The organism is Sphingomonas sp. (genome assembly GCF_035910975.1).
In the GTDB taxonomy this organism is placed as follows: Bacteria; Pseudomonadota; Alphaproteobacteria; order Sphingomonadales; family Sphingomonadaceae; genus Sphingomonas.
This window is the reverse complement of record NZ_JAMHWM010000039.1, coordinates 278,632-302,045: the sequence shown is the minus strand read 5'-3', so window position 1 is coordinate 302,045 and position 23,414 is coordinate 278,632. Positions and strand designations below refer to the sequence as shown.

The 23,414-nt window shown below is 67.3% G+C and carries 22 protein-coding genes; 7 read left to right on the top strand and 15 right to left on the bottom strand.

The genetic code is table 11. The annotated features are described in order from the left end of the window. Positions 1-15: 15 nt before the first annotated feature. The 3 genes from VYI76_RS14770 to VYI76_RS14760 all read right to left on the bottom strand — a co-directional run bounded on the left by VYI76_RS14770 (position 16) and on the right by VYI76_RS14760 (position 4,759). Positions 16-3,105 (bottom strand): TonB-dependent receptor, encoded by a 3,090-nt coding sequence (locus tag VYI76_RS14770; RefSeq protein WP_326525549.1) that lies wholly within the window; start codon positions 3,103-3,105, stop codon positions 16-18. Between the two features lie 105 nt (positions 3,106-3,210). Further along, positions 3,211-4,152 (bottom strand): FecR family protein, encoded by a 942-nt coding sequence (locus tag VYI76_RS14765; protein ID WP_326525548.1) that lies wholly within the window; start codon positions 4,150-4,152, stop codon positions 3,211-3,213. Next, positions 4,139-4,759 carry an RNA polymerase sigma factor gene (locus VYI76_RS14760; protein ID WP_326525547.1) on the bottom strand — a complete coding sequence of 207 codons (621 nt, stop codon included), beginning with the start codon at positions 4,757-4,759 and terminating at the stop codon, positions 4,139-4,141. The genes VYI76_RS14765 and VYI76_RS14760 overlap by 14 nt, the downstream gene beginning before the upstream one ends. Before the next feature lie 280 nt (positions 4,760-5,039). Between VYI76_RS14760 and VYI76_RS14755 the strand changes: the two genes are divergently transcribed. Genes VYI76_RS14755 through VYI76_RS14740 form a run of 4 tightly spaced genes read left to right on the top strand, consistent with a single transcriptional unit; the run spans position 5,040 to position 7,394 of the window. Next, a complete protein-coding gene (locus tag VYI76_RS14755; protein WP_326525546.1) occupies positions 5,040-5,537 on the top strand; it encodes a DUF3489 domain-containing protein in 498 nt (165 codons plus the stop codon). Then, complete coding sequence (locus VYI76_RS14750; protein ID WP_326525545.1) at positions 5,534-5,953, top strand: DUF2924 domain-containing protein; 420 nt, start codon at positions 5,534-5,536, stop codon at positions 5,951-5,953. The genes VYI76_RS14755 and VYI76_RS14750 overlap by 4 nt, the downstream gene beginning before the upstream one ends. Continuing rightward, positions 5,950-7,014 carry a recombinase family protein gene (locus VYI76_RS14745; RefSeq protein ID WP_326525544.1) on the top strand — a complete coding sequence of 355 codons (1,065 nt, stop codon included), beginning with the start codon at positions 5,950-5,952 and terminating at the stop codon, positions 7,012-7,014. Before VYI76_RS14750 ends, VYI76_RS14745 begins: the two co-directional genes overlap by 4 nt. 32 nt (positions 7,015-7,046) lie before the next feature. Beyond that, complete coding sequence (locus tag VYI76_RS14740; protein ID WP_326525543.1) at positions 7,047-7,394, top strand: hypothetical protein; 348 nt, start codon at positions 7,047-7,049, stop codon at positions 7,392-7,394. A gap of 46 nt (positions 7,395-7,440) precedes the next feature. Here the strand turns inward: VYI76_RS14740 and VYI76_RS16840 are convergent, their stop codons facing one another. Then, positions 7,441-7,827, bottom strand: a complete 387-nt coding sequence (locus VYI76_RS16840) for a JAB domain-containing protein (RefSeq protein ID WP_443018971.1) — start codon at positions 7,825-7,827, stop codon at positions 7,441-7,443. 194 nt (positions 7,828-8,021) lie between these two features. On the opposite strand from VYI76_RS16840, the gene VYI76_RS14735 reads away from it, so the two are divergent. Then, on the top strand, positions 8,022-8,171 hold the full coding sequence (locus VYI76_RS14735) for a hypothetical protein (RefSeq protein WP_326525542.1): 150 nt from the start codon (positions 8,022-8,024) through the stop codon (positions 8,169-8,171). Between the two features lie 182 nt (positions 8,172-8,353). Here the strand turns inward: VYI76_RS14735 and VYI76_RS14730 are convergent, their stop codons facing one another. From VYI76_RS14730 to VYI76_RS14680, 11 genes are all read right to left on the bottom strand, one after another. After that, entirely contained in the window at positions 8,354-9,076 is a 723-nt protein-coding gene (locus VYI76_RS14730; protein WP_326525541.1) for a DOPA 4,5-dioxygenase family protein, read from the bottom strand. Continuing rightward, positions 9,066-10,385 (bottom strand): dicarboxylate/amino acid:cation symporter, encoded by a 1,320-nt coding sequence (locus VYI76_RS14725; RefSeq protein ID WP_326525540.1) that lies wholly within the window; start codon positions 10,383-10,385, stop codon positions 9,066-9,068. Before VYI76_RS14725 ends, VYI76_RS14730 begins: the two co-directional genes overlap by 11 nt. Then, a complete protein-coding gene (locus VYI76_RS14720) occupies positions 10,382-11,134 on the bottom strand; it encodes a gamma-glutamyl-gamma-aminobutyrate hydrolase family protein (RefSeq protein WP_326525539.1) in 753 nt (250 codons plus the stop codon). The genes VYI76_RS14725 and VYI76_RS14720 overlap by 4 nt, the downstream gene beginning before the upstream one ends. Beyond that, positions 11,131-12,057, bottom strand: a complete 927-nt coding sequence (gene epsC / locus VYI76_RS14715; protein WP_326525538.1) for a serine O-acetyltransferase EpsC — start codon at positions 12,055-12,057, stop codon at positions 11,131-11,133. The genes VYI76_RS14720 and epsC overlap by 4 nt, the downstream gene beginning before the upstream one ends. After that, positions 12,054-12,692 carry a peroxiredoxin gene (locus tag VYI76_RS14710; protein WP_326525537.1) on the bottom strand — a complete coding sequence of 213 codons (639 nt, stop codon included), beginning with the start codon at positions 12,690-12,692 and terminating at the stop codon, positions 12,054-12,056. The genes epsC and VYI76_RS14710 overlap by 4 nt, the downstream gene beginning before the upstream one ends. A gap of 90 nt (positions 12,693-12,782) precedes the next feature. Next, positions 12,783-13,688 (bottom strand): ABC transporter substrate-binding protein, encoded by a 906-nt coding sequence (locus VYI76_RS14705; RefSeq protein WP_326525536.1) that lies wholly within the window; start codon positions 13,686-13,688, stop codon positions 12,783-12,785. Between the two features lie 2 nt (positions 13,689-13,690). Next, positions 13,691-15,415, bottom strand: a complete 1,725-nt coding sequence (locus tag VYI76_RS14700) for an amino acid ABC transporter permease/ATP-binding protein (protein WP_326525535.1) — start codon at positions 15,413-15,415, stop codon at positions 13,691-13,693. Beyond that, complete coding sequence (locus VYI76_RS14695; protein ID WP_326525534.1) at positions 15,412-15,936, bottom strand: GNAT family N-acetyltransferase; 525 nt, start codon at positions 15,934-15,936, stop codon at positions 15,412-15,414. Before VYI76_RS14695 ends, VYI76_RS14700 begins: the two co-directional genes overlap by 4 nt. Next, positions 15,933-17,111 carry a M20 aminoacylase family protein gene (locus VYI76_RS14690; protein ID WP_326525533.1) on the bottom strand — a complete coding sequence of 393 codons (1,179 nt, stop codon included), beginning with the start codon at positions 17,109-17,111 and terminating at the stop codon, positions 15,933-15,935. Before VYI76_RS14690 ends, VYI76_RS14695 begins: the two co-directional genes overlap by 4 nt. Continuing rightward, positions 17,108-18,418: an LLM class flavin-dependent oxidoreductase gene (locus VYI76_RS14685; protein ID WP_326525741.1), complete on the bottom strand. Its 1,311-nt coding sequence runs from the start codon at positions 18,416-18,418 to the stop codon at positions 17,108-17,110. Before VYI76_RS14685 ends, VYI76_RS14690 begins: the two co-directional genes overlap by 4 nt. Before the next feature lie 48 nt (positions 18,419-18,466). After that, the gene (locus tag VYI76_RS14680; RefSeq protein ID WP_326525532.1) at positions 18,467-19,477 is read right to left on the bottom strand and encodes an MsnO8 family LLM class oxidoreductase; all 1,011 of its coding nucleotides are present in this window, start codon (positions 19,475-19,477) and stop codon (positions 18,467-18,469) included. A gap of 195 nt (positions 19,478-19,672) precedes the next feature. Between VYI76_RS14680 and VYI76_RS14675 the strand changes: the two genes are divergently transcribed. Both VYI76_RS14675 and VYI76_RS14670 read left to right on the top strand, forming a co-directional pair. Further along, positions 19,673-20,902, top strand: a complete 1,230-nt coding sequence (locus tag VYI76_RS14675; protein WP_326525531.1) for a dipeptidase — start codon at positions 19,673-19,675, stop codon at positions 20,900-20,902. A 55-nt stretch (positions 20,903-20,957) separates the two neighbouring features. Next, positions 20,958-23,327 carry a TonB-dependent receptor gene (locus VYI76_RS14670; RefSeq protein ID WP_326525530.1) on the top strand — a complete coding sequence of 790 codons (2,370 nt, stop codon included), beginning with the start codon at positions 20,958-20,960 and terminating at the stop codon, positions 23,325-23,327. The last annotated feature ends 87 nt before the right edge of the window (positions 23,328-23,414 follow it).

Below are 23,414 nucleotides of genomic sequence, written 5' to 3'. Positions count from 1 at the left end.
GCGCGGCTGGCGCGTTCAGATCCGGAGGCTCACCCCAACCCGGAAATAGCGCCCGATGGTGTCGTGATAGATGCCCGGCGTCGTCGTGAACTGGGACACGTTCGGGTTGGGCGGAGGATCCTTGTCGAGCAGGTTCTCGATGCCAGCGAACACCCTGAAGGACCGGTCGATATTGTACCCGGCGTTGAGGTTTACGAGCAGATAGGCCGGCACCTCGTTGAGGTTGATCGAGGTCGCGGTGCCGGGGACCGCGAGGTTCTCGATCGTCGTCTTCGCGACGTAGCGGAACTGCGCGGAGACATAGCCCTTGGGGTTCGAGTAGCTCGCGACCAGCGTCGCGCGGAACTTCGGCCGCGAATCGTCGCCCGCCAGTTCCAGGACGGGCGCCCCGAACCCCGGATCGTCGAGATAGTGGAAGGTGTAGGTGCCGTTCAGCGATACGTCGATCTGGCCCTCGGCCAGGCGCAGCCGGTGCCGGGCGGAAAAGTCGATCCCCTCGACCGTCAGGCTCGCGGCGTTCAGATAGGTCGAGTTATAGGCGACCGGCACGGTCCCGGCGTAGGTGAACAGCGAACAGAAATAGGTGCCGCCGGCGTTGCACCGGGTCGCCGCCGCCGGCCCAGTGATGTTGGTGATCGCATCCTTCAGCTTGATGCGGAAATAGTCGGCGGACAGCGAGAAACCGCGCAGGAACGCCGGTTCGATCACGCCGCCCACCGTCAGGGTATCGGCCTTTTCGGCATCGAGGTTGGGATCGCCGCGGGTCGAATTCTGCGGGATGGACGACGCGCTCACGCCGTTGATCGTGACCGACTGAAACGTAACGTTGCCGGGATTGCTGAGCTCGTGGATCTGCGGTGCGCGAATGTCGCGCGAGCGGGCGATCCGCAACCGGATGCCGTCGACCGGGGCCCAAACGGCGCCCAGCTTCCAGGTCGTCTGGACGCCCGACGAACTATAGTCGGCCACGCGTATCGCGCCGTTCAGGTCGAGCGAACGGGCGCCGGGAATGTCGCGCGCAACCGGTGCAATTGCCTCGACATAGGCTTCGCGGACGTTGAACCTGCCGGCATAAGTAGCCGCGTTCGCGCTGCCATAGCCGCCGCTGTTGGAGATCGCATCGGCGTTCACGTCGATCGCTTCGCGCCGATACTCCGCGCCGAGGGCGACCGACACCGGCCCCGCCCAGGTCGAGAAGGGTTCGCCCATTACGTTCAGGGCCGCCAGATGCTGCGCATAGTCGGCGCTCTGCCGCGACGTCGCAGTCACATAGGCCAGCGCCTGGGGCGAGGGTGAGCCGTCGCCGAACAGGTTGATCGGCACGCAGCCCGCAGCGGCCGCATTGAACGAGGCGCCGGCCAGCGTCGCGCGACAAACGATCTGCCCGTTGCTCATCACCGCATCGGTCGCGAAGATCAGGTTCTGGTTGACCCGGTTGTTCGAGACTTCGCTGCGATAGCGGTTCTCGCTCCACCCCAGATGCGCGTCCCACTTCCAGCCGCCCGGCAAACTGCCTTCGACGCCCAGCACGGCGCGCGGCGTTTCGTTCCGCACGCGGACTTGGACGTTGCCGAAATCGGAGTTTGTCCGGCTCATCGTGAAGCTAGTGAGGGTGCCCATCGCCGTCACCACCGACGCCGGAAGAAAGGCGTTATCGCGCGCGATGCGGATCGCGGTGTCCCGCGAGGGAAGAAGCGTGGTCACACCTTGGGTCACGGTATAGGCGCCCTCGACGAACAGGGTGGTTTCGTCGCCGATCGCCCATTCGCCCCGCGCATAGGGCGCAAACCGTTCCGAACCCGGCGCGAGTGCGAGGCCGCGGGCCAGCGAGACGCCTTCTCCGCCGATCATCTGCACATTGCTCGCCAGACTTCCCGCGGTGAAGGGCGCGAGAATTCCACCCGGCAGAAACTGCATGTCGCGCAGCGAGAAGTTGGCCGGTCCGGTGATCTTGCCCCCGGGCGACGAGACGTCATGTACGTTTGGCGCGATGATTGTCGCGGGCTGGCCGTTGGTGGCGAAGGCGCTGTTGGCGACGCGCCCATATTCCTGGCGGCCCCAGTCGCGGGAGTAGATGTCGCCCGCCTCACTGGTCCGTGTATAATCAAATCCCGCGGTGACATGGCCGCGACCGCCCGCGAAGTCGGCGCCACCCAGCATCGCCAGCCGCACGTTGCCGGCGTCGCCGACCTGGCTGATCCCGCTCTGCAGTCGCGCTTCCAGCCCCTTGAACCCTTTCTTGAGCAGGATGTTGACGACCCCGCTGACCGCGTCCGACCCCCATTGCGCCGACGCGCCGCCTGTCACTACTTCGACGCGGTCGATCATCAGCGTCGGTACCTGATTGAGGTCCGGCGCGAAGGTCGAACTGGCGATCAGTGCCGGAGCCTGCGGAACAAGGCGCATGCCATTGACCAGTACGAGCGTGCGGCGCGCACCCAGCCCGCGCAGGTCCGCGCTCGATCCCCCGGGGCTGGCGGGCCGAATCCCATTGGATGACGGTGTAGTAGTCGCGACCAGTGCCGGGATCTCGTTAAGGATGTCGGCGATGTTGCCGCTCTGCCGGCGATCGATGGCCTCGCTCCCGACGACCGTCGTGGGTGTCGGTGCGTCGAAACCGCTTCTAGCGGCGCGTGAGGCGGTGACGGTAATCTCGGTAGCGGATGCCTCCTCGTCATCCTGACCGGCAACCGCCCGGGCCTGGGCCTGCTGCGTGACGTCGCCATTTCCGGCGAGCGGCTGGCTCGCCCCGGTCGAGGTGCGTATCGCCGCCGGCGCAGGCGCAGCTGCAGCGCGCACGATGAGGATGTTGCCGCTGGACGAGGCGACCAGTCCGGTGCCCTTCAGCAGTATGTGCAGCGCATCCTGCGCTGAATAGCTTCCCTGCACGGCGTTGGTGCGTTTGCCGCGCAAGATGTCGCCCCGGGCGAGAACCGCCACGCCGGCCTGTTTCGAGAAGGCCCGCAGTGCAGCAGCCGCGGGTTGGGCCGGCAGGTCGAACGCCCGCGTCTGGGCGTAGGCCGAACTACTCGCGACACAGGCGACGACCGCCGTCGAAGTCAGCAGAAGCCCCCGCCCGAAACCAAGGTTGCCGCTCGAACGCATGATGGATTTCCCTCCCCCCGTGTGGCGGCGATTTCGTCGCCGTTCCCCAGGTCAGATGCACGGCCGCCGATTTTCCGACGGCAGCGTCGCACTTTATCGTATCGGCTATCGGGTCGAGGGGCTGATCCGGATTGTCTTATCGTCGCGGAAGATGCGCGCGTCGAACAGTTCGCGCGCCGCGTTCGCGAAGCCTTCCGGATCATTCGCCCGAAAGCTTCCAACCAGTGTCTGCTGGCCGAGCGCCGGGTCGTCGAGCACGATTTTGCGGGTGTTGTACCGATTGATCTCGCTGACCGCGGTGGCGAGCGGCGTGTCGTTGAATTCAAGCAAACCGTCACGCCAGGCCAGACTAGCGCCCTGGTCCGCCGAAACCGCGATGTCGGCGGCGCGCAGCGACACGAACCCTCGCTCGCCGGCATGAACTCGCTTCCTCGGCGATTCGGCACCCTCGATCCACGTCTCCACGACACCCTCCACGACATGGATCTCCACGCCGGTATCCCGGCGGCGCACCGAGAAGGTGGTGCCGACCGCGCGGACGCTGACGGTGCCCACCTCCACCACGAAAGGCCGCGCCGTATCGCTCGCGACTTCAAACAAGGCCTCGCCGCGCTCCAGGCGAAGCGCGCGCCGGTCTGGCGACAGGCGCACTTGCAGTGCGCTCGCGGTGTTGATCGTCACAACCGATCCGTCAGCCAGCGGAACTTTGCGTAATTCCCCCACTGCAGTTTGGATCTCGGCGTCCGGGCGAGCCATCATCGGCAGGCCGATCACGGCGAACAGCAGCAGGGACGCGACGGCGGCGACAAGCCACGGAAGCGCGAACCCCGATGAGCGGTATTGCGACGGTCTAGCCGCATCGGCTGCGGCGAAATCATGTGCCACATAGACCAGCGCGGCGCGCGCTCGCAGCAGATCGCCCTGGTTCCGCTCATCGGCCGCGAGCCATTGTTCTAACTCGATCTGCTCCACGTGGCCCAATCCACCGCGGTCGAGCCGCGCGGCCCAATAGGCGGGGTCGCGTTCGGTGTCGTCAATGCCGGGCACGCCGCTGCTCCTCTTTCGCGATCGGGTTACCGCGGTCTTGGGCGAGCGCCTTCAGGATTAGGCGCAGTCCACGCGCCACCTGCGCCTCGACGATATGTTCCGGGATCGCGAGTCTGGTCGCCACCTCCTTCTGGCGGACGCCCTGGACACGCCGCATCTCGAAGATCTGACGGCACCTCTCCGGCAGTCCGGCGATAATCCCGAGGACTCGGGCGAGCTCCTGCTTGCCTTCCATCATCTGGTCCGGACCTGGTCCATCGTCCGCAATCGTCGCCGCCTCGATGTCGCTCATCGCGTCGATACGCACGATCTTGCGTTGCCGGACGCGCTGGAGCAGCGCCATGCGCGCCGCAGACATGAAATAGGCTTGTCCGTTACGGATGTGTTGCACGCTGTCCAGTCTCGACAGTCCTACATAGGTGTCCTGGATGATGTCGCTGATCTCGTCTTCGGGGGCGCCCACACGCCGGAGGCGCGCGCGGACATGCGCCTCATACGGCAGTATGTTTCGGGCGACCCACGCCACGATATGTTCGTCGTCCCGCTTCAAATCCATCGCCTTCCCGAAGACGTAGATGCGGCTGTTCGCTTTTTCCGACGTGTCCACCTGCCGCTCGGATAAATTTGATTTCTAACTCGAGCAGTTCGACGGTCGGAGGGAACGGTCAGAGCCCCGTTTCCGTTGCCGTCTTCCAAGAAGACCCACGCTAGCACAGCTGACGTCACATTCCATTCGACTTCCTCCCCACCCGGAGCGACAGCATGCCCAGCAGCAGAGTTGCCGGCGGATAGCCGGCGACGAGCGCGGGGCCCCGGACGATCGCGGATCGTCGGGGCTGCGGGTGGTGGGAGCGGCGCGGTGCCGTGTCCCTGTGAGGATACCACCGATGCCCAAGCTCAACGATACCCAGACCATCCTGCTGTCGAGCGCGTCACAGCGCGAGGATGGGAGCATATACCCGCTGCCCCGCACGATGAGCACCGGCCCGCGCGTAACCAAAGCGCTGGCGGGGCTGATCAAGGCAGGGTTCGCCGAGGAGCGAGCGACCCGGGATGTGACCCTGGCCTGTCGCCGGGAGGGGGATGACGCGATCGGCACGTTCGTCACCGCAGCCGGCCTGGCGGCGATCGGGGTGGGGGAGGAGATCACACCGACCGATACGCCGGCCAGCACCGAGGCGACCGGCCCTCGTATCAGCAAGCGCGATGCGGTTATCGTGCTGCTGTCGCGCGAGGGCGGGGCGACCATCGCCGAGCTGATCGCCGCGACCGGCTGGCTGCCGCACACCACCCGGGCGGCGCTCACCGGGCTGCGCAAGCAGGGCCATGACGTGGTGCGCGGCAAGCGCGGCGAGCAGACCTGCTACAGCCTGGCCGCGGCATGACCGCCAACCTGGACGCGCAGCTCGGCCGTCTGGCCGGGCTGCCGCCGGGCGAGCTGCGCGCGCTGTGGACCCGGCTGACCGGCGAGCCGCATCCCCGGATCAGCCCGAGCCTGCTGCGGCTGGCGCTCGCCTGGGAGATCCAGGCCCGGGCGCTGGGTGGCCTGTCGCGTACCGGCAGGCAGGCGCTGGCCGAGCTCGACGCGGGCAAGGTCCGTAGCGCCGCCGTCCAGCCCGGCACACGGCTGGTGCGCGAGTGGCGGGGCAAGGCGCATATGGTCGCCATCGGCGAGGACGCGCTGATCCGCTGGGATGAGCGGAGCTATGGCTCGCTGAGCGAGGTCGCCCGCGCGATCACCGGCACGCGCTGGTCGGGCCCGGCGTTCTTCGGGCTCAAGCAGAAGCGCGCCGCGGCATGAACGCGGTGCGCTGCGCGATCTATACGAGGAAGTCGAGCGAGGAGGGGCTCGAGCAGGGGCTCAACAGCCTGGACGCACAGCGCGAGGCCTGTGCTGCCAATATCCTCAGCCAGGCGAGCGAGGGGTGGAGCGCGGTTCCCGATATCTACGACGATGGCGGCCTGTCGGGCGACACGCTCGAGCGCCCCGCGCTCCAGCGGCTGCTCGCCGAGGTCGACGCGGGCCGCATCGACAAGATCGCGGCATCGAAGGCGAGGGGCATGTGGATGGGCGGCAACCCGCCGGTCGGCTATGCGCCCGACCGGCGCAGCCTGAAGATCGTCGACCATGAGGCCGAGCAGGTCCGCGATATCTTCCAGCGCTACCTGCGGCTCGGCAACGTCCGCGGGGTAGCCGAACAGCTCGTCCACGAGGGGATCGCGACCCCGGCCCGGGTCAACGGCAAGGGGCGGGCCTATGGCGGGGTGGCTTGGTCGCGGGGGCAGATCTACAAGCTGCTGTCCAACCCGATCTACATCGGCATGATCGAGCACAAGGGCGAACGCTATCAGGGCCTGCACCTGCCGATCATCGATCCCGACAGCTGGGAGCGGGTCCAGGCGACGCTCGCCGAGAACCTGCAGGGGCACCGCAGCGGCGCCTATGCGCGCGACGCGAGCCTGCTCGCCGGCAAGGTCGAGGATGGCGCGGGGCGTCTGCTGGTTGCTGACCATGCCAGCCGCCGAGGGGTGCGCTACCGTTACTATGTCGGTGGCAGGGACACCGGCCCCAACCTCCGGATCCCGGCGCGCGAGCTCGAGGCACTGGTGATCGCGCGGATCGACGAGGCGCTGGCCGATCCGCTGGCGCTGGCGGTCGCGGCGTCGCTGCCGCTGGCCGGGCTCAGCCTCGACCGGGGCGGCATGCGCACGCGCGCGCTCGCGCGCAACCGGGCGTTCCTCGACGCACTGATCGCGAAGGTACGGATACTGCCGCAGACGGTGGAGGTCCTCTGCCACACCGCCGGGATCGCCCGGCTGCTCGGAGCAACCGCCCCCGAGCAGGTCAGGCACTCACGCTGACCGCCCCGACCCGGATCAGCCGTAGCGGGCGGGTGGTCAAGCTGGTCGATCCCGTCGGCGCCCCGCTGGTGCCAGCGGTCGATACCGCGCTGGTCCGGCTGGTTGCCAGGGCGCACCGCTGGTGGACAGAGCTGCGCAAGGGCGAGCTCGACATATCGACGCTCGCAACACGCGAGGGGGTCAAGCCCTCCTACATGACCCGGGTGCTGCGGCTCGCGTTCCTCAGCCCCGGGGTGATCGACGCGCTGCTCAAGGCGCGGCAGTCGCCTGCCGCCACGGTTGGGACCCTGACGCTCGGCGCCGGGGTCGCCGCGCGCTGGGACGAGCAGGACTGGGTGGTGGTGGGTGCGAGTGCGGAGTTGAAGCGTGGCGCCGTGTGACGGGCATAGGCATATCCAGGAACCGCGATCCCTTTGGCTGATGGACTTATAAGTGTCCAAGCTGGCGGAGACTCGATACCCCCGCGCTCGACACGATCAGATGGTCGAGCAGACGAATACCCAGCAGACGGCCGACATTGGCCAGTAACAGTGTCACTTCGATATCGGCTGGACTGGGCGTCAGATCGCCAGATGGATGGTTGTGCGCGAGAACTATCCTAGATGCTCCAAGCTCAATCGCGCGCCCGATGATCTCACGGACATAGAGTGGCGCCTGGTTGATGGTGCCAGCACTGAGTCTCTCATCTCGCAAAAGTCTCCCCCGTGCATCCAGAAATAGAGCCCAGATTTCCTCTCGGCTCCGGCTCGATAGCCGGAGCCTGAGATAATCGACTGCCGATTGCGCATTGTCGATCAGGCAAGAACGAGCCACCTCGCTTCGGGTCGCGCCCTCCTTGCTCCTACCCGTGCGGCCAAATCGGCTCCGTCACGACCATTGCCAGTAATGGGTCCTGACCCTACGGCGATGTCACCCAGCCAGGCACGACGCCGCCCGCCGATATCCACACCGGGCGCCATGTCATCAGCGACCTGGAACTCCGCTACTCGCCTCGCAAGTGTGGCTAGTTGGGGGTAGGCGTCAACAATCTGCTCGACGTCTATCCCGACGCGACCATCGCCGCGAACAACGGCACCGGCTTGGTCGGCTTCCCCTTCTACTCGTCGTTCGGCTTCAATGGGCGCTACCTCTACGCCCGCGCCTGCCTGTGCTGGTAATCGACAGGAACATCGCAATGTCCGACCCGACCGCCAACCACGACGCGACAACCCTGTCGCTACGATCGGCGGTCGGGACGGCCCTGCGAGAACGCTTGCCGGTGCCGGTGGACACCTACATCACCGGCGAACCGCCGATGCTGCTGACCCGGCTGGCGCTGATCCCGGCGGCTCGGGCAGGATCACACCTCCAGCCGAACCGTCGGCGTGATGTTGGGCAGGATCTTCTCGATCGGCGGTGCATCGGCCTCGCCCGGGCGCTTCATCCCAAAGGCATTCACCGGCTGCGACCGATTCACCCACAAGGTATAGTGCAGGTGATCGGCACGCGGATCGTCCGAATTCGGGTGCAGCAGGATCGTCAGCCCCAGGCTGTTGAGCTGTAGCCAGGGGATCACCACCGACATCAAATCATTGGTGAAGCCGAAGTAGAAGGACGGCGTGACGTGCGGCCCGCGCGGCTCCAGGTTCCAGTTGCCCAGTTCGACCGGAAACCGCTCGATCACCCACTGCCGCAGCTTGGCCGCCTTCACATAGCTGTCCTCGTCGAAATAGACGTGGGCATGATAGCTGTAGATTTCGGTGTACGGGCGCGGCCGATCGGGCAGGCCGTGACCGCCTTCGGGACGAATGCTCGACGGGCGCGCCGGCGTCTCCTTCGCGGTCTCATAGCCCCAGGGGCTGCGCCCTTCGTCCCGGGGTGGCAGGACGGGTCGGAAGCCCGGCTCCCCCAGCACTGCCTGGCGCACCGCAACCGCGTGGGCCGGCGCTGCGCCGATAGCCGCAGCGCCCAACGCCAGACCGCCGCCGGCGATCACCGTACGGCGCGTCGGCGACAGCAGATCGGCCCATTCCTGGTCGATCGCGCTGTTGGAAACGACGGGATGGTGGTGTTCAGGCTGCAACGGCGGACTCCTTGCCGGGTTCGGGATATGGCGTGTCGCCCAGCAATCCTTCGCGGCGGGCGACGATGGTGGGCACCAGCATCTGCCCGGCGACGTTCACGGCGGTGCGGCCCATGTCGAGGATCGGATCGATCGCCAGCAGCAGGCCGACGCCGTCGAGCGGTAGCCCCAGCGTCGACAGCGTCAGCGTCAGCATGACAGTCGCGCCGGTCAGCCCCGCCGTCGCTGCCGATCCGAGGACGGAGACCAGCGCGATCAGCACATAGTCCGACAGGTGCAACGGCAGGCCGAAGAATTGCGCGACGAAAATCGCCGATATGGCCGGGTAGATGGCGGCGCATCCGTCCATCTTCGTCGTCGCGCCGAGCGGCACGGCGAAGGCCGCGTAGCTGCGCGGCACGCCCAGCGCGCGTTCGGCCAGGTCCTCGGTCAAGGGCAAAGTGCCGACCGACGATCGCGAAACGAAGCCAAGTTGGATCGCCGGCCAGGCGTTGCGGAAGAACCAGGCGGGGCTCAGCCCGTTGGCGACCAGCACCAGCGGATAGACCACGAACAGCACCAGGCCGAGCCCGAGGTAGATCGCCCCGGCAAAGGCGCCGAGCGACGACAGCGTTTCCCAGCCATAGCGCACCACCGCATCGCCGATCAGCGCCGCCGACCCGATCGGGGTCAGCGCGATCACCCAGCGCAGCAGGCGGCGAAAGATCGCCAGCGCCGACGCGTTGAACGCCAAGAACGGCGCGCCCGCGTCACCCACGCGCACGGCAGCGGCACCGATCGCGATCGCCGCGACGATGATCTGCAGCACGTTGAAGCCCAGCACCGTGCTGGCCCCGCCATCGCGCAGCGTCGTGTTGGCGGTGAGGCCGAACAGATTGGCGGGGACCAGTCCTTTCAGGAAATCGAGCCACGACCCGCTGGCCGCCGGCACGGCCGCTGCCGCCGCCGATACGCCGGAGCGCGCGCCCGGCTGGATCGCCAGCCCAAGCACGATGCCGATCACGACCGCGATCAGCGCGGTGATCGCGAACCACAGCAACGTCTGCCCGACGAGGCGCGCGGCGTTGCGGACGTCGCGCAGCGCCGCAATCGACCCGACGATCGCGGTGAAAACCAGCGCCGGGACCAGCGTCTTCAGCAGTTGGACGAAAATCTGCCCCACCGTGCGCAACGTAACCGCCAACGCTCCATCGGCGGCGCCGAACTCGCGCGCGGCCAGACCGAGCACGACGCCCGCGACCATGCCGACCAGCACCTGGATACCGAAACTCGGCAGCCGGAATCCCGATTGCGTTTGACTATGACTCACTGCAGCATCTCCGCGCCGCGCCGCATCGACCCGCCCAGCAGGGTGAAGAAGGATCTGCTGCCCGCGCAGTGCGCGACGTCCCATTCGGGATGCCATTGCACCGCCAGTACATCGGCGCCGCAGCCCGGCGCGCGGATCGCCTCGACCAGCCCGTCGTCGCAGGCGGTCGCCTCCACCATCAACCCGCCACCCAGCCGGTCGATGCCCTGCTGGTGGACCGAATTGACCTCCAGCCGGCGCTGGCCGGTCGAGCGCGCGAGTACGCCGCCGGGCGCCAGCTGAACCGCGTGGCGGTGAGCGAACAGTGCGGCATAATCGCCCTCCCATGATCCGCGGTGGTGGCGTGCGGGGTCGATGACGCCCGACAGCGTGCCGCCGAACAGCACGTTGATTTCCTGCAACCCGCGGCAGATGCCATAGACCGGCTTGCCCGCGCCGATCATCCGGTCGGCCAGCGCGAGTGCCACGGTATCGCGGCCCGGATCGACGATCGCGTCGCCATCGCCCTCCGCCGCGCCATACTGCGCCGGTGCGACGTGCGAGCGCGCGCCGGTCAGCAACAGGCCATCGAGGATGCCGGCGATCGCCACCGCATCGCTGGCGCCGGGCACCGCGGGCACCAGCAGCACCGTGGCATTGCACAGTCGCGCGACCGGCTCGACGAAGCGCGTCGCAACCGCCTGGATCGGGCGACCGGCGACCTCGTTCACGCACATTATGCCCAGCACCGGCTTGCACGCGCCGATCATGCCGCCGCCTCCAGCTCATCGCGCAGCGATAGCGCCTTGCGGTCGTCGAGCAGCACCGCCTCGGGCTGGATCAGCACGCTGTCGGCGGCGACATCGGACAGCAGCCAGACGTTGCCGCCGATCACCGATCGCGCGCCAATCGTGACATGGCCCAGGATCGTCGCCCCGGCGTATATGACGACGTCGTCCTCGACGATCGGATGGCGCGGGCGCAGCGCCGCCGCCGCGCGCGCCGCCAGCCCCGGCGCACTGCGCGCGCCCAAAGTGACATGCTGATACAGCCGCACGCGATCACCGATGATCGCGGTCTCGCCGATGACGACGCCGGTGCCGTGATCGATGAAGAAGTTGCGCCCGATCGTTGCGCCGGGGTGGATGTCGATGCCGGTCGCTTCGTTGGCCAGTTCGGAGATCAGCCGCGCCACGATCGGCGCGCCCAGCGTATAGAGCTGGTGCGCCAGCCGGTGGTGCAGGCTGGCGATGGCGCCGGGGTAGCAGAGCAGGATCTCGTCGACGCTGCGCGCGGCGGGATCGCCAAGGAAGGCAGCCTCGACGTCGCTGTCGATCTGTTCGCGCACTTCGGGCAGTGCGGCGGCGAACAGGCGGACGATCGTCGCGGCCTGATCGGCGGGAAAATCGCTGCTGGCTTCGTGCCGCCAGTAACCGAGTTCGGCGGACACTTCGCGTTCGAGGTCGCCCAGCCCGGCGAGCAGTTTCGCGGCGACGAAGCGGTCCTCATCCTCGACGGCTCCTGTGGGCAAGCCGCCCAGCCGGCGCGGGTAGAGTGCGGCGGCGAAGGTCGCGACGATTCCGGCAACGGCGCCACGCGACGGGAAGCTGCCGACGTCGCGCGCCTCATCCTGTCGCGCGCGCCACGCGGCGCGTGCTTCGCGCAGACCGTCGACGACCGACGCGACCATCATTCCGCCGCTACCGGCTGTGGCACGGTGCGTAGATAGGGTGTGTGGGTCTGCCAGGCGCCGAACAGCCGGCGCGCCTCGCCCTCGCCGACCGACGGCAGTATGATGACGTCGTCGCCCTGCGCCCAGTCGGCCGGCGTCGCCACCTTGTGGTCATCGGTCAACTTCAGGCTGTCGATCGTCCGCAGAAGTTCGGCTAAATTGCGCCCGGTCGATGCGGGATAGGTCAGCGTCAGCCGCACTCGCCGCGCCGGATCAATCACCAGCACGGTCCGCACTGTCACCGTGTCCGACGCATTGGGATGGATCAGGTCGAGCAACTGCGACACGCGCCGATCCTCATCGGCGATCAGCGGGAAGTTTAGTTCGACGCCCTGCGACAGCAGGATGTCGTTGGCCCAGGCATGGTGACTCGCGACCGGATCGACCGACAGGCCTACAACCTTCACCCCGCGCCGATCGAATTCAGGCTTCAGCCGCGCGACCGCGGCCAGCTCGGTCGTGCATACCGGCGTGAAATCTCGCGGATGGCTGAACAGCACCACCCAGTCGCGCCCGGCCCAGGGGTAGAAGGGGAATTCCCCTATGGTCGAGGCCTGGGTGAAATCCGGCACGACGTCGAACAGTTTCAGCGACATGAATCACCTCCGATCGGCACCGATAATATCCCATTGATTTGATGTGATATGAAAACAAAGCCTTTGCCGCCGACGAGATTGGCTTTGGCCTCAGCCTCTCGGCAGGCCGGGCGGGTTGGTTTCGGACCGCGCGATGCCTTCCGACACAAGGTTCCAGCGTTCGAGCACGCGGCGATAGCTGCCGTCGCCCATGCGGGCGTTGAGCGTCGCGGTGATCGCCGGGGCCAGCCCAGATCCCTTGCGCGTGGCGACCGCGATATAGGCGGTCAGCGGCCAGCCACCGGGCACCTCGCCGACCTTGCGGGTCTTGCCGTCGCGCGCTTCGTAGGCGGAGATCGCGTTGGGCCCGAACGACACGTCGGCGCGGCCCGACAGTACCGCCAGCCGCGCCAGCCCGGCGTCGTCATAATATTGCGGCTCGGCCGGCTTGCGCCCCGCCGCGACATTGGCGGCGTTCCAGCGATCCAGAATCTGCGACTGGTTGGTGCTGGCACCGACCGTTATCTTCAGTCCGGCGATGTCCTTCGCCTCGCGCACCGACTTCAGCGGGCTGTCGCTGCGCGCGTAGATGCCCAGCTTGTCGTCGCGATACGTGGAGAAATCGAACCTGGCCTTGCGCTCCTCGGTCACCGTCACATTCGACAGAACGGCATCATATTTCCCCGACGTCAGCCCCAGTGGCCAGTCGGCCCAGGCGACCGGCACGATCCGCAATTGCAACCCCAGCCCGTCGGCGATCAGTTGGGCGATATCGCTCTCCACCCCGACCACCGACGTGCCGTCGTGCGAATAATCGGCCAGCGGCAACTGCCCCACCGTCGCCGCGACGGTGAGCACGCCCGGCTGCACCAGCGTGCCGGCGGGCAGCAGCGCCGCCGCCGCCGCAACCCGTTCGGTTCGGATACGCGGCAGCGTCTCGGGGCCGGGCTCCGGCGTCGGCGGAGCGCATCCGGCCAGCATAACGGCGACTGTACCAAACAGGATGGCGATCCGCATCGTCACAGCACCTTCGACAGGAATTCGGCGGTGCGCGGATGGCGAGGTGTGGTCAGCACCTGGTCGGGCGGACCGGTCTCGACCACGCGCCCGGCGTCGAGGAATACGATCGTGTCGGCGACTTCGCGCGCGAAGCCGATCTCATGCGTCACGATCACCAGCGTGGTGCCCGACCGGGCGAGTTCCTTGATGACGTCCAGCACCTCGCCGACCAGTTCGGGATCGAGTGCCGAGGTCGGCTCGTCGAACAGCAGCACCTTGGGCCGCAACGCCAGCGCGCGGGCGATCGCCACCCGCTGCTGCTGGCCGCCGGACAGGTGGCGGGGATAGACATCGGCCTTGTCCGCCAGCCCGACGCGGGCCAGCAGGTCGCGGGCGCGCGCCTCAGCTTCCTCGCGCGACAGGCCCTGCACGGCGACCGGGGCCTCGACGATATTCTCCAGCGCGGTCATGTGCGGGAACAGGTTGAAGTTCTGGAACACCATGCCGATGCCGGTGCGGCGTCGCAGGATGTCGCGTTCCTTCAATTCGTAAAGGACATGCCCGTCTCGGCGGTAGCCAATCAGCTCGCCGTCAACCGCGACGACGCCGGCGTCGACGCGTTCGAGATGGTTGATCGTACGCAGCAGCGTCGACTTGCCCGATCCCGACTGGCCCAAGATCGCGGTGACGCTGCCGGCGGGGCAGGTCAGCGAGATGCCGTCGAGGACAGGCAGATCGCCGAAGGCCTTGCTGACGTCATCGATGACGATCTCGCCGCCGCGCGTGAACGGGACCGGTCGCGGTGGCGCCACAGGCTTCGGCGCGGTGATGGGTGGTCGCGATCTCGACCGCGCGGCATCGCGGGTCGTGCCCCGGGCATAATGCCGCTCGATCCTTCGCTGCACCAGCGACAGCGCGGTCAGGATGATCAGGTACCAGACCGTCGCCACCATCAGCAGCGGCACGACATCCAGGTTGCGGCGGTAGATGACCTGCACCGTGTAGAACAGCTCGGGCAGCGCCAGGATGTAGACGACTGACGTCCCCTTCGCGAGGCCGATGATCTCGTTGAACCCGGACGGCAGGATCGTGCGCATCGCCTGCGGGAGGATGATCCCGAAGATGCGGCGGCGGCGCGGCAGGCCTAGCGCGCCGGCGGCCTCGTGCTGCCCTTGGTCGACCGACAGAATGCCGCCGCGGATGATTTCCGAAGAGAACGCCGCCTGGTTGAGCGTCAGGCCCAGCACTGCTGCTGCAAACGGACTGATCAGCTCGGTCGTCGAATAGGAGAACAGGTTGATGCCGGTAAACGGCACCCCGACGCTGATCGTCGTATAGAGATAGCCCAGATTGTTGAGCAGCAGCAGCAACACGATCAGCGGGATCGACCGGAACAACCAGATATAGCTCCACGACACGCCTGCCAGCAGCGGCGAGCCCGACACCCGTGCCAGCGCCAGCGCGGTGCCCAGCGTGAAGCCGAACACGGTGCCCAGCGCGGTCAGCAACAGCGTCCGCCCCAGCCCGACGATCACCGGCTCAGCGAGGAACCATTGGGCGAACACCGGCCAGCCCCAGCGCGGGTTACCCAGCACCGACCAGCCGACCGCGACGATCAGAATCCCGGCGATGACCGATCCGACAGTGCGCGCCGGGTAGCGTGCGGGAACGACGACATAGCCCGTCGCCCCCGCACGTGCCCCCCGTTGGACCCCGTCGACCCGCGGCAACGTGGCGGCGGTCATGCCAGCGCCTTTTCGAACGGCAGCTTGAAGATCGCGGCAAGATCGCCGTCGGGATCGAACAGCGCGGTATAGCCCAGCCGGCGGTACAGCCCGACCGCCTCGGGCTGGCGAAAGCCGGTGGTCAGGTAGACGCGGCGATAACCCAGCCGCCGCGCCTCGACCTCCAGCGCCTCGACGATGCGCCGCGCCAGCCCCCGACGGCGGTGGCGTGGGTCGGTCCAGATGCGCTTGAACTCGGCGGTACCCGGATCGGCATGGCGCATGAACGCGCCGCCGCCGATCGTCTCGCCCCCGCGCCGGATCAGCAGGAAGGCGCCGTGCGGCGCCGCGAAATCCGCCGGCGGATAGCGGTCGAGTTCCTGCGCGGCGGCGTCGGGTTCCTCGAACACGTCGTGATAGCGTGCGCTATACTCGCGGATCAGGTCATCGACCAACGGCCGCGCGTCGGGATCGGTGGGCGAGGCGTGGACGATCAGGTCGATTTCGACGCCGGGCTGCAGCTGGCCTGCGGGATGGTTCATTGCAGGAAAGTCTCGGTCAGCCGCGCCCAGTAGGCGGCGGCAGGGGCGATGACGGCGTCGTTGAAACGGTAGCGCGGACTATGCAGCGGCTCGCCTTCGCCGGTGCCGACAAACAGGAAGCTGCCGGGCCGTTCCTGTAGCAGGAAGGCGAAATCCTCGCTGGCGGTGCGCGGGGTCAGATCAGCGATGACACCGTCGTCACCGAACAGGTCGAGCGCCACCTGCCGCGCGAACGCCGTCTCCGCCGGGTGGTTGAGCACGCTGGGGAAACCCGGCCGCGTCTCGATCTCCACCGTCGCGCCGAAGCCGGCAACGATGCCGCGCACGAGTTCGGGCCAGCGCCGGTTGATGTCCTCGCGCACTTCGGGGCGAAACGTCCGCGTGGTCAGCTTCAGTTCGACGCTGTCGGGAATGACGTTCGCCGCCTCGCCACCGTGGATTGACCCTATGGTCACGACCGCGGTGTCCAGCGGGGCGACGTTGCGCGCGACGATCGTCTGCAGCGCCGTCACGATATGCGCGGCGACCACCACCGGATCGATCGTCTCATGCGGCGCCGCGCCGTGCCCGCCCTTGCCGATCACGCGGATCGCCGCCCAGTCGACCGACGCCATCGCAGGCCCGTCGACGAACCCCAGCCGCCCCGCCGGCAGTCCCGGCCAGTTGTGCAGCCCGAACACCGCATCGCAGGGGAAGCGGCCGAACAGCCCATCGGCGATCATCCGCCGCGCGCCTTGTCCGACCTCTTCGGCGGGCTGGAATACCAGGTTGAGCGTGCCGGAAAACACGCCGTCCTTCGCCAGATAGCGCGCAGCGGCGAGGAGGATCGCGGTGTGCCCGTCGTGGCCGCACGCATGCATCCGCCCGGTCACGCTGCTGGCGAAGTCCAGCCCGCTCGTCTCGGTGATCGGTAGCGCATCCATGTCGGCGCGGATACCCAGCGCCTTCGCGCCGTTGCCGCGCGTCAGCGTCGCGACGACGCCGTGCCCGCCGACCCCGGTCGTCACACGGTAGCCCCAATCAACCAACAATTCGGCGACGCGCCCCGCGGTCCGCTCCTCGCCGAACGACAGTTCGGGGTGGCGATGCAGGTCGTGGCGCACCGCGATGGCGTCGTCGATGAACGCCTCGATCGCCGTCAGCACCGGCGGCGCGTTGGACAGGGCGACCGTCATGCGCTCAATCGCTCGTCGACCGGCACGGCATCGGCATGGCGGCTCGCCTTGAACGGCAGGCCCAGATGGTCGCGCAGCGTCGCGCCTTCCAGTACGCCGTCGAACCGCCCGCGCGCTTTCAGCACCGGCGCGACATGCGTCAGGAAATCGTCGAGCCCCTCGGCCGACACCGGAAAGCCCAGGATGAAGCCGTCGGCGGCGCCCGCATCGATCCAGCGGATGATTTCGTCCGCCACCCGCTCGCCGCTGCCGATGAAGTGCGGGCGCGGCGTCGCCGATTTCAGCGCCACCTCGCGCAGACTCAGCCCCTGTTCGCGCGCCTCGGCCTTGATGCGGTCGGTGGTCGACCGAAAGCTGTTCTGACCGATGCCATCCAGCTCGGGGAAGGGCGCGTCGAGATCATAGACGCTGAAATCATGATGGTCGAAGAAGCGCCCCAGATACGCCAGCGCATCGTCGATCGTCAGTAGGTTGCGGATGACCTCGTACTTCGCCTCCGCTTCGGCATCGGTCGCGCCGGTGATCGGGCCGATGCCGGGCAGAATACGGACGGCGTCGGCCGACCGGCCATGCACCACCGCACTGGCGCGCACGCGCTCGCGAAATGCCTTGGCCTCCTCGATCGTCGCGGGTCCGGTGAACACCGCATCGGCATATTTCCCGGCCAGCCCGATCCCCGGGTCCGACGATCCCGCCTGGAAGATCACTGGCTGGCCCTGCGGCGATCGCTGGATGTTCAGCGGCCCTTCGATCTGAAAGAACCGCCCTTTGTGATCCAGCCGACGGAATTTCGCGTCGTCGAAGAAGGTGCCCGTTTCGCGATCACGCGGGAAGGCATCTTCGTCCCACGAATCCCACAGACCTTGCGTGACGCTCAGATATTCGTCGGCGATCTGGTAGCGCAGCGCATGGTCGGGATGCTCGCGGCTGTAGTTGCGCCCCGATCCTTCCAGCGGAGAGGTCACGACGTTCCACCCCGCCCGCCCGCCGCTCAACAGGTCGAGCGAGGCGAACTGCCGGGCGACCGTGAAGGGATCGGAATAGGATGTCGACAGCGTGCCCGCCAAACCGATCTTCGTCGTGGCTGTCGCCAGCGCCGAGAGGATGGTGATCGGTTCGAACCGGTTCAGGAAATGCGGGATCGACTTCTCGTTGATGTAGAGGCCATCCGCCACGAAGGCGAAGGCGATGCCGGCGGCCTCCGCCTTCAGCACCCGCTCGGTCAGGAACGTCAGGTTGACGCTGGCATCCGCGGGGCCGCTGGGATGCTTCCATGCGTGCATGTGCCCGCCCGCGCCGTGTAGCATAATGCCAAGGGGTATCGACCGCGCGCTCATGATGGATACCTCCGGAAACTAGGCCGCTACGGCCCTGGGGTGAGTGGACGCGGCTGCATGCGGGGCCAGTGCTTCCAGAGACACGCGGCGCTCGGCGAAGCCGGGAACGGGGGTGTCGATTACGAATTCCTCGACGCCCAACTCGTCGTGCAGGCGGTCGAGTTCGGCCCGCACCTGATCGGCGGTGCCCGCCAGCACGTTGGGCACGATCTCTTCGGTCGAATAGTCGGCGACCTCAGCCTGGCGGGCGAATTCGGCGGCCAGCTCCGGGCTCGACACGTTCACCGTCTGCCCGGTCGACAACCGCACGCGGTACAGGCGCAACTGGCCGACGTGGCGCTTCGCCTCGGCTTCGGTGGCGGCGGCGAAAGCGACCAGCGCCAGCAGCGGCGTCCTTCCCGTCGCGCGGCGATATGTGTCGAACACCTGCGCGATCCGCCCCGGATCGCCGTCGAAATGCCCGGCGTAGCAATAGTCCCAATCCAGCCGGGCGGCGAGGCGCGCGCTCTCGACGCTCGCGCCCAGCAGGATGCGTTGCGGCGCGATATCGGGCATTGGCGTGGCGACGGCGTGTGCGAACCGTACGTTGTCAGGTCGCGCACCGGTCAGGAACGCGTCAAGCTCGGCCAGCTTCTCGGGAAAGTCGGATGTATCGTGATTGGAGCGCAGCGCCCGCGTCGCGTGCGGTAGCCCGCCAGGCGCCCGCCCGATGCCCAGATCGACTCGGCCCCGCGCCAGCGCGGCGAGCAGGTTAAACGTCTCCGCCACCTTGTACGGGGCATAATGCTGCAGCATCACGCCGCCGGTCCCCACGCGGATCGACTTGGTCCGTGCCAGCACGAACGCCGCCAGTGTCTCCGGCGCGGAACTCGCCAGCCCGTCGATGCCGTGATGCTCGGCGAACCAGTAGCGATGATAGCCCAGCTGGTCGGCGCGCACCGCGGCGGCCAGCGCGTGATCCAGCGTCGCCGCCGGCGTCTCGCCCGGCGGGATCAGCGCCTTTTCCAATATGCTCACGCGGTACGCCATCGATACTCTCCGGGGCCGGGTAGCGGCGACCCCAAGCATCGATTTTAATTCCCATTGAGTCAGTGGGAGATAACTTCATCGCTCTAAAGTTTTTATTCCTGCCAAATTCCGATTGATTGAGTGGATGATTGAGGCGCGCCGCACCGAACTGATGCAGCGACACCATTCCATGAGAGAACGAAGGAGCCGACGGCGATGCGTCCATTCATCCTGAACAGCCTGCTTGGCGCAACCGCGGCGCTCGCGCTTTTGCCGGCCGCCGTGACCGCGAAGGAACCGGCCACGGTCGACGCCGCCGAAATCCACGCCCGTGTCCTGTCGCTCGACGGGCACGCCGATGTGCTGCTGCCGTTGACGCCGTCGCGCTATGCGCTGCCGCAGGGCGGATCGCGCGTCGACCTGCCACACCTGACCGCCGGCGGCGTCGATGCGATCGTGCTGTCGGTGGCGGTCGGGCCAGGCCCGCGCGACGCCGCCGGGGTGGCCGCAGCGCGTCGCGACGCCGATGCGAAACTCGCGAAGATCAGGGGGTTCGCGTCCGCCAACCCCACCCGCGTCGGCCTGGCACTGACCCCGGCCGACGTCACGCGGCTGCACGGCGCGGGTAAGGTCGCGGTGATCGTCGGCTTCCAGAACGCGCGGTCGCTCGGCAAGGATGTATCACAACTCGACACCTTCTACCGGGAAGGCGCGCGCGTGTTCGGCCTGACCCACGCCGGCCACAACGACTTCGCCGATTCGTCGCGACCGGGTGACGCGCCGGCCTCCGAACATGGCGGGCTTTCCCCGCTCGGGCGGCAGGCGGTGGCGCGGCTCAACGATCTCGGCGCGCTGATCGACGTGTCCCAATTGTCCGACGCCGCCTTTGCCCAGACGCTGCAACTGACGCGCGCGCCGGTCGCCGCAACGCATAGCAACGCCCGCGCGCTGATCGACGACGCCCGCAATTTGAGCGACGCCGAACTCGATGCGATCAAGGCCAATGGCGGGATCGTCCAGGTCACGCCCTTCTCCGCCTATGTTCACCGCATCACCGATGCCGATCGCGCCCGCCTAGCCACCGTCCGCACGCGGCACGGCCTGCCCGCCAGCTTCGTCACTTATTCGGACGGCGCCGCCGCGCTGCCCGCCGACAAGCGCGATGCAGCCCTCGACGATCTGTCACGCAACCGCCCGCGCGGCACGCTGGCCGAATATATCGACCACCTCGATCACATCGCGAGGCGGATCGGCTGGCAGCATGTCGGCATCGGCACCGATTTCGATCACGGCGCCGGCGTAACCGGCTTCGACAGCGAGGCGGAGGCCGGCAACGTCACCGCCGAGCTCGTCCGCCGCGGCTACACCGAACCGCAAATCGCCGCGATCTGGAGCGGCAATTTCCTACGGGTGTGGGCCGCTGCACAGGCCGCCGCGAAACGCTGATCACCACCGATCCGAGCATCTAACGATCGCCCCGCCAAGGGGCGACCACCATCCCATGGGGGAACCATCCGTGTCGATTGCCAATTCCAAGACTGCCATGCTGCGCCTGCTGATGCTCGGGGGCGCCTTCGTGGCGACGCCCGCGCTCGCCCAGGACGCCACCGACCAGACGACCGAATCCGGCGAGGTCGTCGTCCACGGCCGCCGCACTTCCGAAGCCTCCGAAGCGATCGGCGAGGACAAGGTGAGCAACACCGTGGCCATCACGCGCGAGGCGCTGTTGTCGGCCCCAGCCGGCATCTCGGGCCTGAAGATGCTGGAAAGCCTGCCCGGCTTCAACGTCCAGACCGAAGGGTCGCTGGGCCTGTATGAATTCGGCAACAGCGTGCAGGTCCGCGCCTTCAACCTCGACCAGATAGGCTTCATCGTCGACGGCATCCCGACCGGGCGCAGCGATCCGTTCGGCGGCAGCCCGGTGTTCCGCTACGTTGACAATGAAAACCTGGCAGTTGTGGAGGCATCGCCCGGCGCTGGCGGCGTATCGCTGCCCAGCTACGCCTCGCTCGGCCCGATCGTGCAGTACAAATCGATCGCGCCGCAGGAGGACCTGGGCCTGTTCGTCGGCCAGACCTTCGGCGAATATGGCGTCCGCCGCACCTTCGTGCGCGCCAGTTCCGGCCGCGTCGGGCCGCTCCGCGGCTATGTCAGCTACACCAAGCTGTCGAGCGATCTGTGGCGCGGTGCCGGCACGATCGACCGCAAGCATTGGGAGGCGCAGCTGATCGCCGACCTCGGCCGCGACAGCTGGCTGCGCTTCAAATTCGTGTCGAACGACTTCTTCGACTATGATTCGCCGACCCTCTCGCGCGCCGATTATCTGTCGACGACGCCCGATGCCGGCGGCAAGCTGGGGCGGTGGCGCGGCTATATCGGCACACTGCCCAGCTATCCGCCTCTAGCGACTGCGCCCGGCGTCGCCTTCTCCGACCCGCGCTACGCCTATTATTACGGAACCGCGGTCAACATCCGTAACGACCGGCTCTACGGCACCACGCTGCACGTCGGCGTCGCGCCGGGCGTCACCTGGGAAACGACCGGCTATTGGGAGGACAAGGACGGCTACGGCGTCTCGCCCGACACCTATACCAACAGCCTGACCAATTATCAGCGCCAGATCGCCGTCGGCCAGGCCGTGGTCGCGCCGCGCGGATCGCAATATGGCCTGTCGGAAGTCGGCGGCGACCGTTTCGGCATCACCTCGCGCCTCGAATGGAAGGCGGGCGCACACACGATCCAGGCGGGTATCTGGGCCGAGCTCGACAAATATCACCGCACCCAGTTGCGCTACAACCTGACCGGCGGGTCACCGGCCGGCGAAGTACTGTGGAACGAAGTGGTATTCCGCCGCCGCGACTATCGATCGAAGCGCGAGACGACGCAGCTGTTCCTGCGCGACACGATCAGCCTGGCCGACGACCGGCTGGTGCTTGATCTGGGCGTCAAATCGCTCAGCCTCGACTATCAGCAGCGCGGCTATCGCGACTTCAACGACTATGCGCGGCTGGTCGGCGGCGTCGCCCTGCCCGGCTGGGGCCCGCAGTTCAACAGCGCGCACTACTCCGACCATTCTCTGCCGACCGCGGGCCTGCTCTATCGCCTGTCGTCGCGCACCCAGGTCTTCGTGTCCTATGCGGAGAATTACGCGCTGCCCAAGGGGCTGGACGACATCTTCTCGGTCGCGCTGAATTCGTCGGCGGCGAAGGTGCCCGCCCCCGCGCCCGAACGAGCGCGCAATTTCGAACTGGGCATCCGCACCAACCAAAGCCAGTTCTTCGCCTCGCTCGCCGGCTATTACACCGCGTTCGAGAACCGCATCCAGTCGGTCGCCGGCATCCTGCCCGGCACGACCAACGTCGTCGAAACCTTCTTCCAGAACGTCGGCCGCGCGCGCGCCTATGGCCTGGAGCTCACCGGCACCTTCAAGCCGTCGGCGCTGAACGGCCTCGCCTATTTCAGTGCCAACGCCACCTACAACAATGCGAAGTTCCAGGACGACATCCCCAACGTCGCCGCCCTGTCCGGCAAATACCTGCCCGACAGCGCCAAATGGATCGTCGCCGGCGGGGTCACGGTGGAGCCGGCCAGCTGGCTCGTCGCCAACATCTCGGGCCGCTACACGTCGCAACGCCATGCGAACTTCGTGAACACGTTCAGTGTGCCGGGCTTCACGGTGTTCAACGCCTATGTCGACATCGGCGACGGCTTCCGCCTCGGCCCGGTCAAGAACGTGCGGGCGCGGTTGAACATCGACAATCTGTTCGACAAGGACACGCTGAGCTTCATCAGCCCGCAGCTGACCGCCGACGGCCTGTTCCGGCCATTAGCGCCGCGGACTGTCCAATTTACCTTGTCTACGGAGCTGTGATCAGGTCGGATTTTGTGTGCTACCTCCCGCCGAGAGCCGTCGTGCAAGTGCCGAGCTAGGCTCAGGACCCATTGATGTGAGCGGCGC

What these genes read in the sequence shown, in the direction of transcription:
- VYI76_RS14705 (WP_326525536.1), bottom strand. Translation starts at nt 13,688, where the DNA reads ATGCGGATCGCCATCCTGTTTGGTACAGTCGCCGTTATGCTGGCCGGA.
- VYI76_RS14675 (WP_326525531.1), top strand. Translation starts at nt 19,673, where the DNA reads ATGCGTCCATTCATCCTGAACAGCCTGCTTGGCGCAACCGCGGCGCTC.
- VYI76_RS14690 (WP_326525533.1), bottom strand. Translation starts at nt 17,111, where the DNA reads ATGACGGTCGCCCTGTCCAACGCGCCGCCGGTGCTGACGGCGATCGAG.
- VYI76_RS14695 (WP_326525534.1), bottom strand. Translation starts at nt 15,936, where the DNA reads ATGAACCATCCCGCAGGCCAGCTGCAGCCCGGCGTCGAAATCGACCTG.
- VYI76_RS14755 (WP_326525546.1), top strand. Translation starts at nt 5,040, where the DNA reads ATGCCCAAGCTCAACGATACCCAGACCATCCTGCTGTCGAGCGCGTCA.
- VYI76_RS14700 (WP_326525535.1), bottom strand. Translation starts at nt 15,415, where the DNA reads ATGACCGCCGCCACGTTGCCGCGGGTCGACGGGGTCCAACGGGGGGCA.
- VYI76_RS14720 (WP_326525539.1), bottom strand. Translation starts at nt 11,134, where the DNA reads ATGATCGGCGCGTGCAAGCCGGTGCTGGGCATAATGTGCGTGAACGAG.
- VYI76_RS14670 (WP_326525530.1), top strand. Translation starts at nt 20,958, where the DNA reads ATGGGGGAACCATCCGTGTCGATTGCCAATTCCAAGACTGCCATGCTG.
- VYI76_RS14745 (WP_326525544.1), top strand. Translation starts at nt 5,950, where the DNA reads ATGAACGCGGTGCGCTGCGCGATCTATACGAGGAAGTCGAGCGAGGAG.
- epsC (WP_326525538.1), bottom strand. Translation starts at nt 12,057, where the DNA reads ATGATGGTCGCGTCGGTCGTCGACGGTCTGCGCGAAGCACGCGCCGCG.
- VYI76_RS14710 (WP_326525537.1), bottom strand. Translation starts at nt 12,692, where the DNA reads ATGTCGCTGAAACTGTTCGACGTCGTGCCGGATTTCACCCAGGCCTCG.
- VYI76_RS14750 (WP_326525545.1), top strand. Translation starts at nt 5,534, where the DNA reads ATGACCGCCAACCTGGACGCGCAGCTCGGCCGTCTGGCCGGGCTGCCG.
- VYI76_RS14685 (WP_326525741.1), bottom strand. Translation starts at nt 18,418, where the DNA reads ATGCTACACGGCGCGGGCGGGCACATGCACGCATGGAAGCATCCCAGC.
- VYI76_RS14770 (WP_326525549.1), bottom strand. Translation starts at nt 3,105, where the DNA reads ATGCGTTCGAGCGGCAACCTTGGTTTCGGGCGGGGGCTTCTGCTGACT.
- VYI76_RS14680 (WP_326525532.1), bottom strand. Translation starts at nt 19,477, where the DNA reads ATGGCGTACCGCGTGAGCATATTGGAAAAGGCGCTGATCCCGCCGGGC.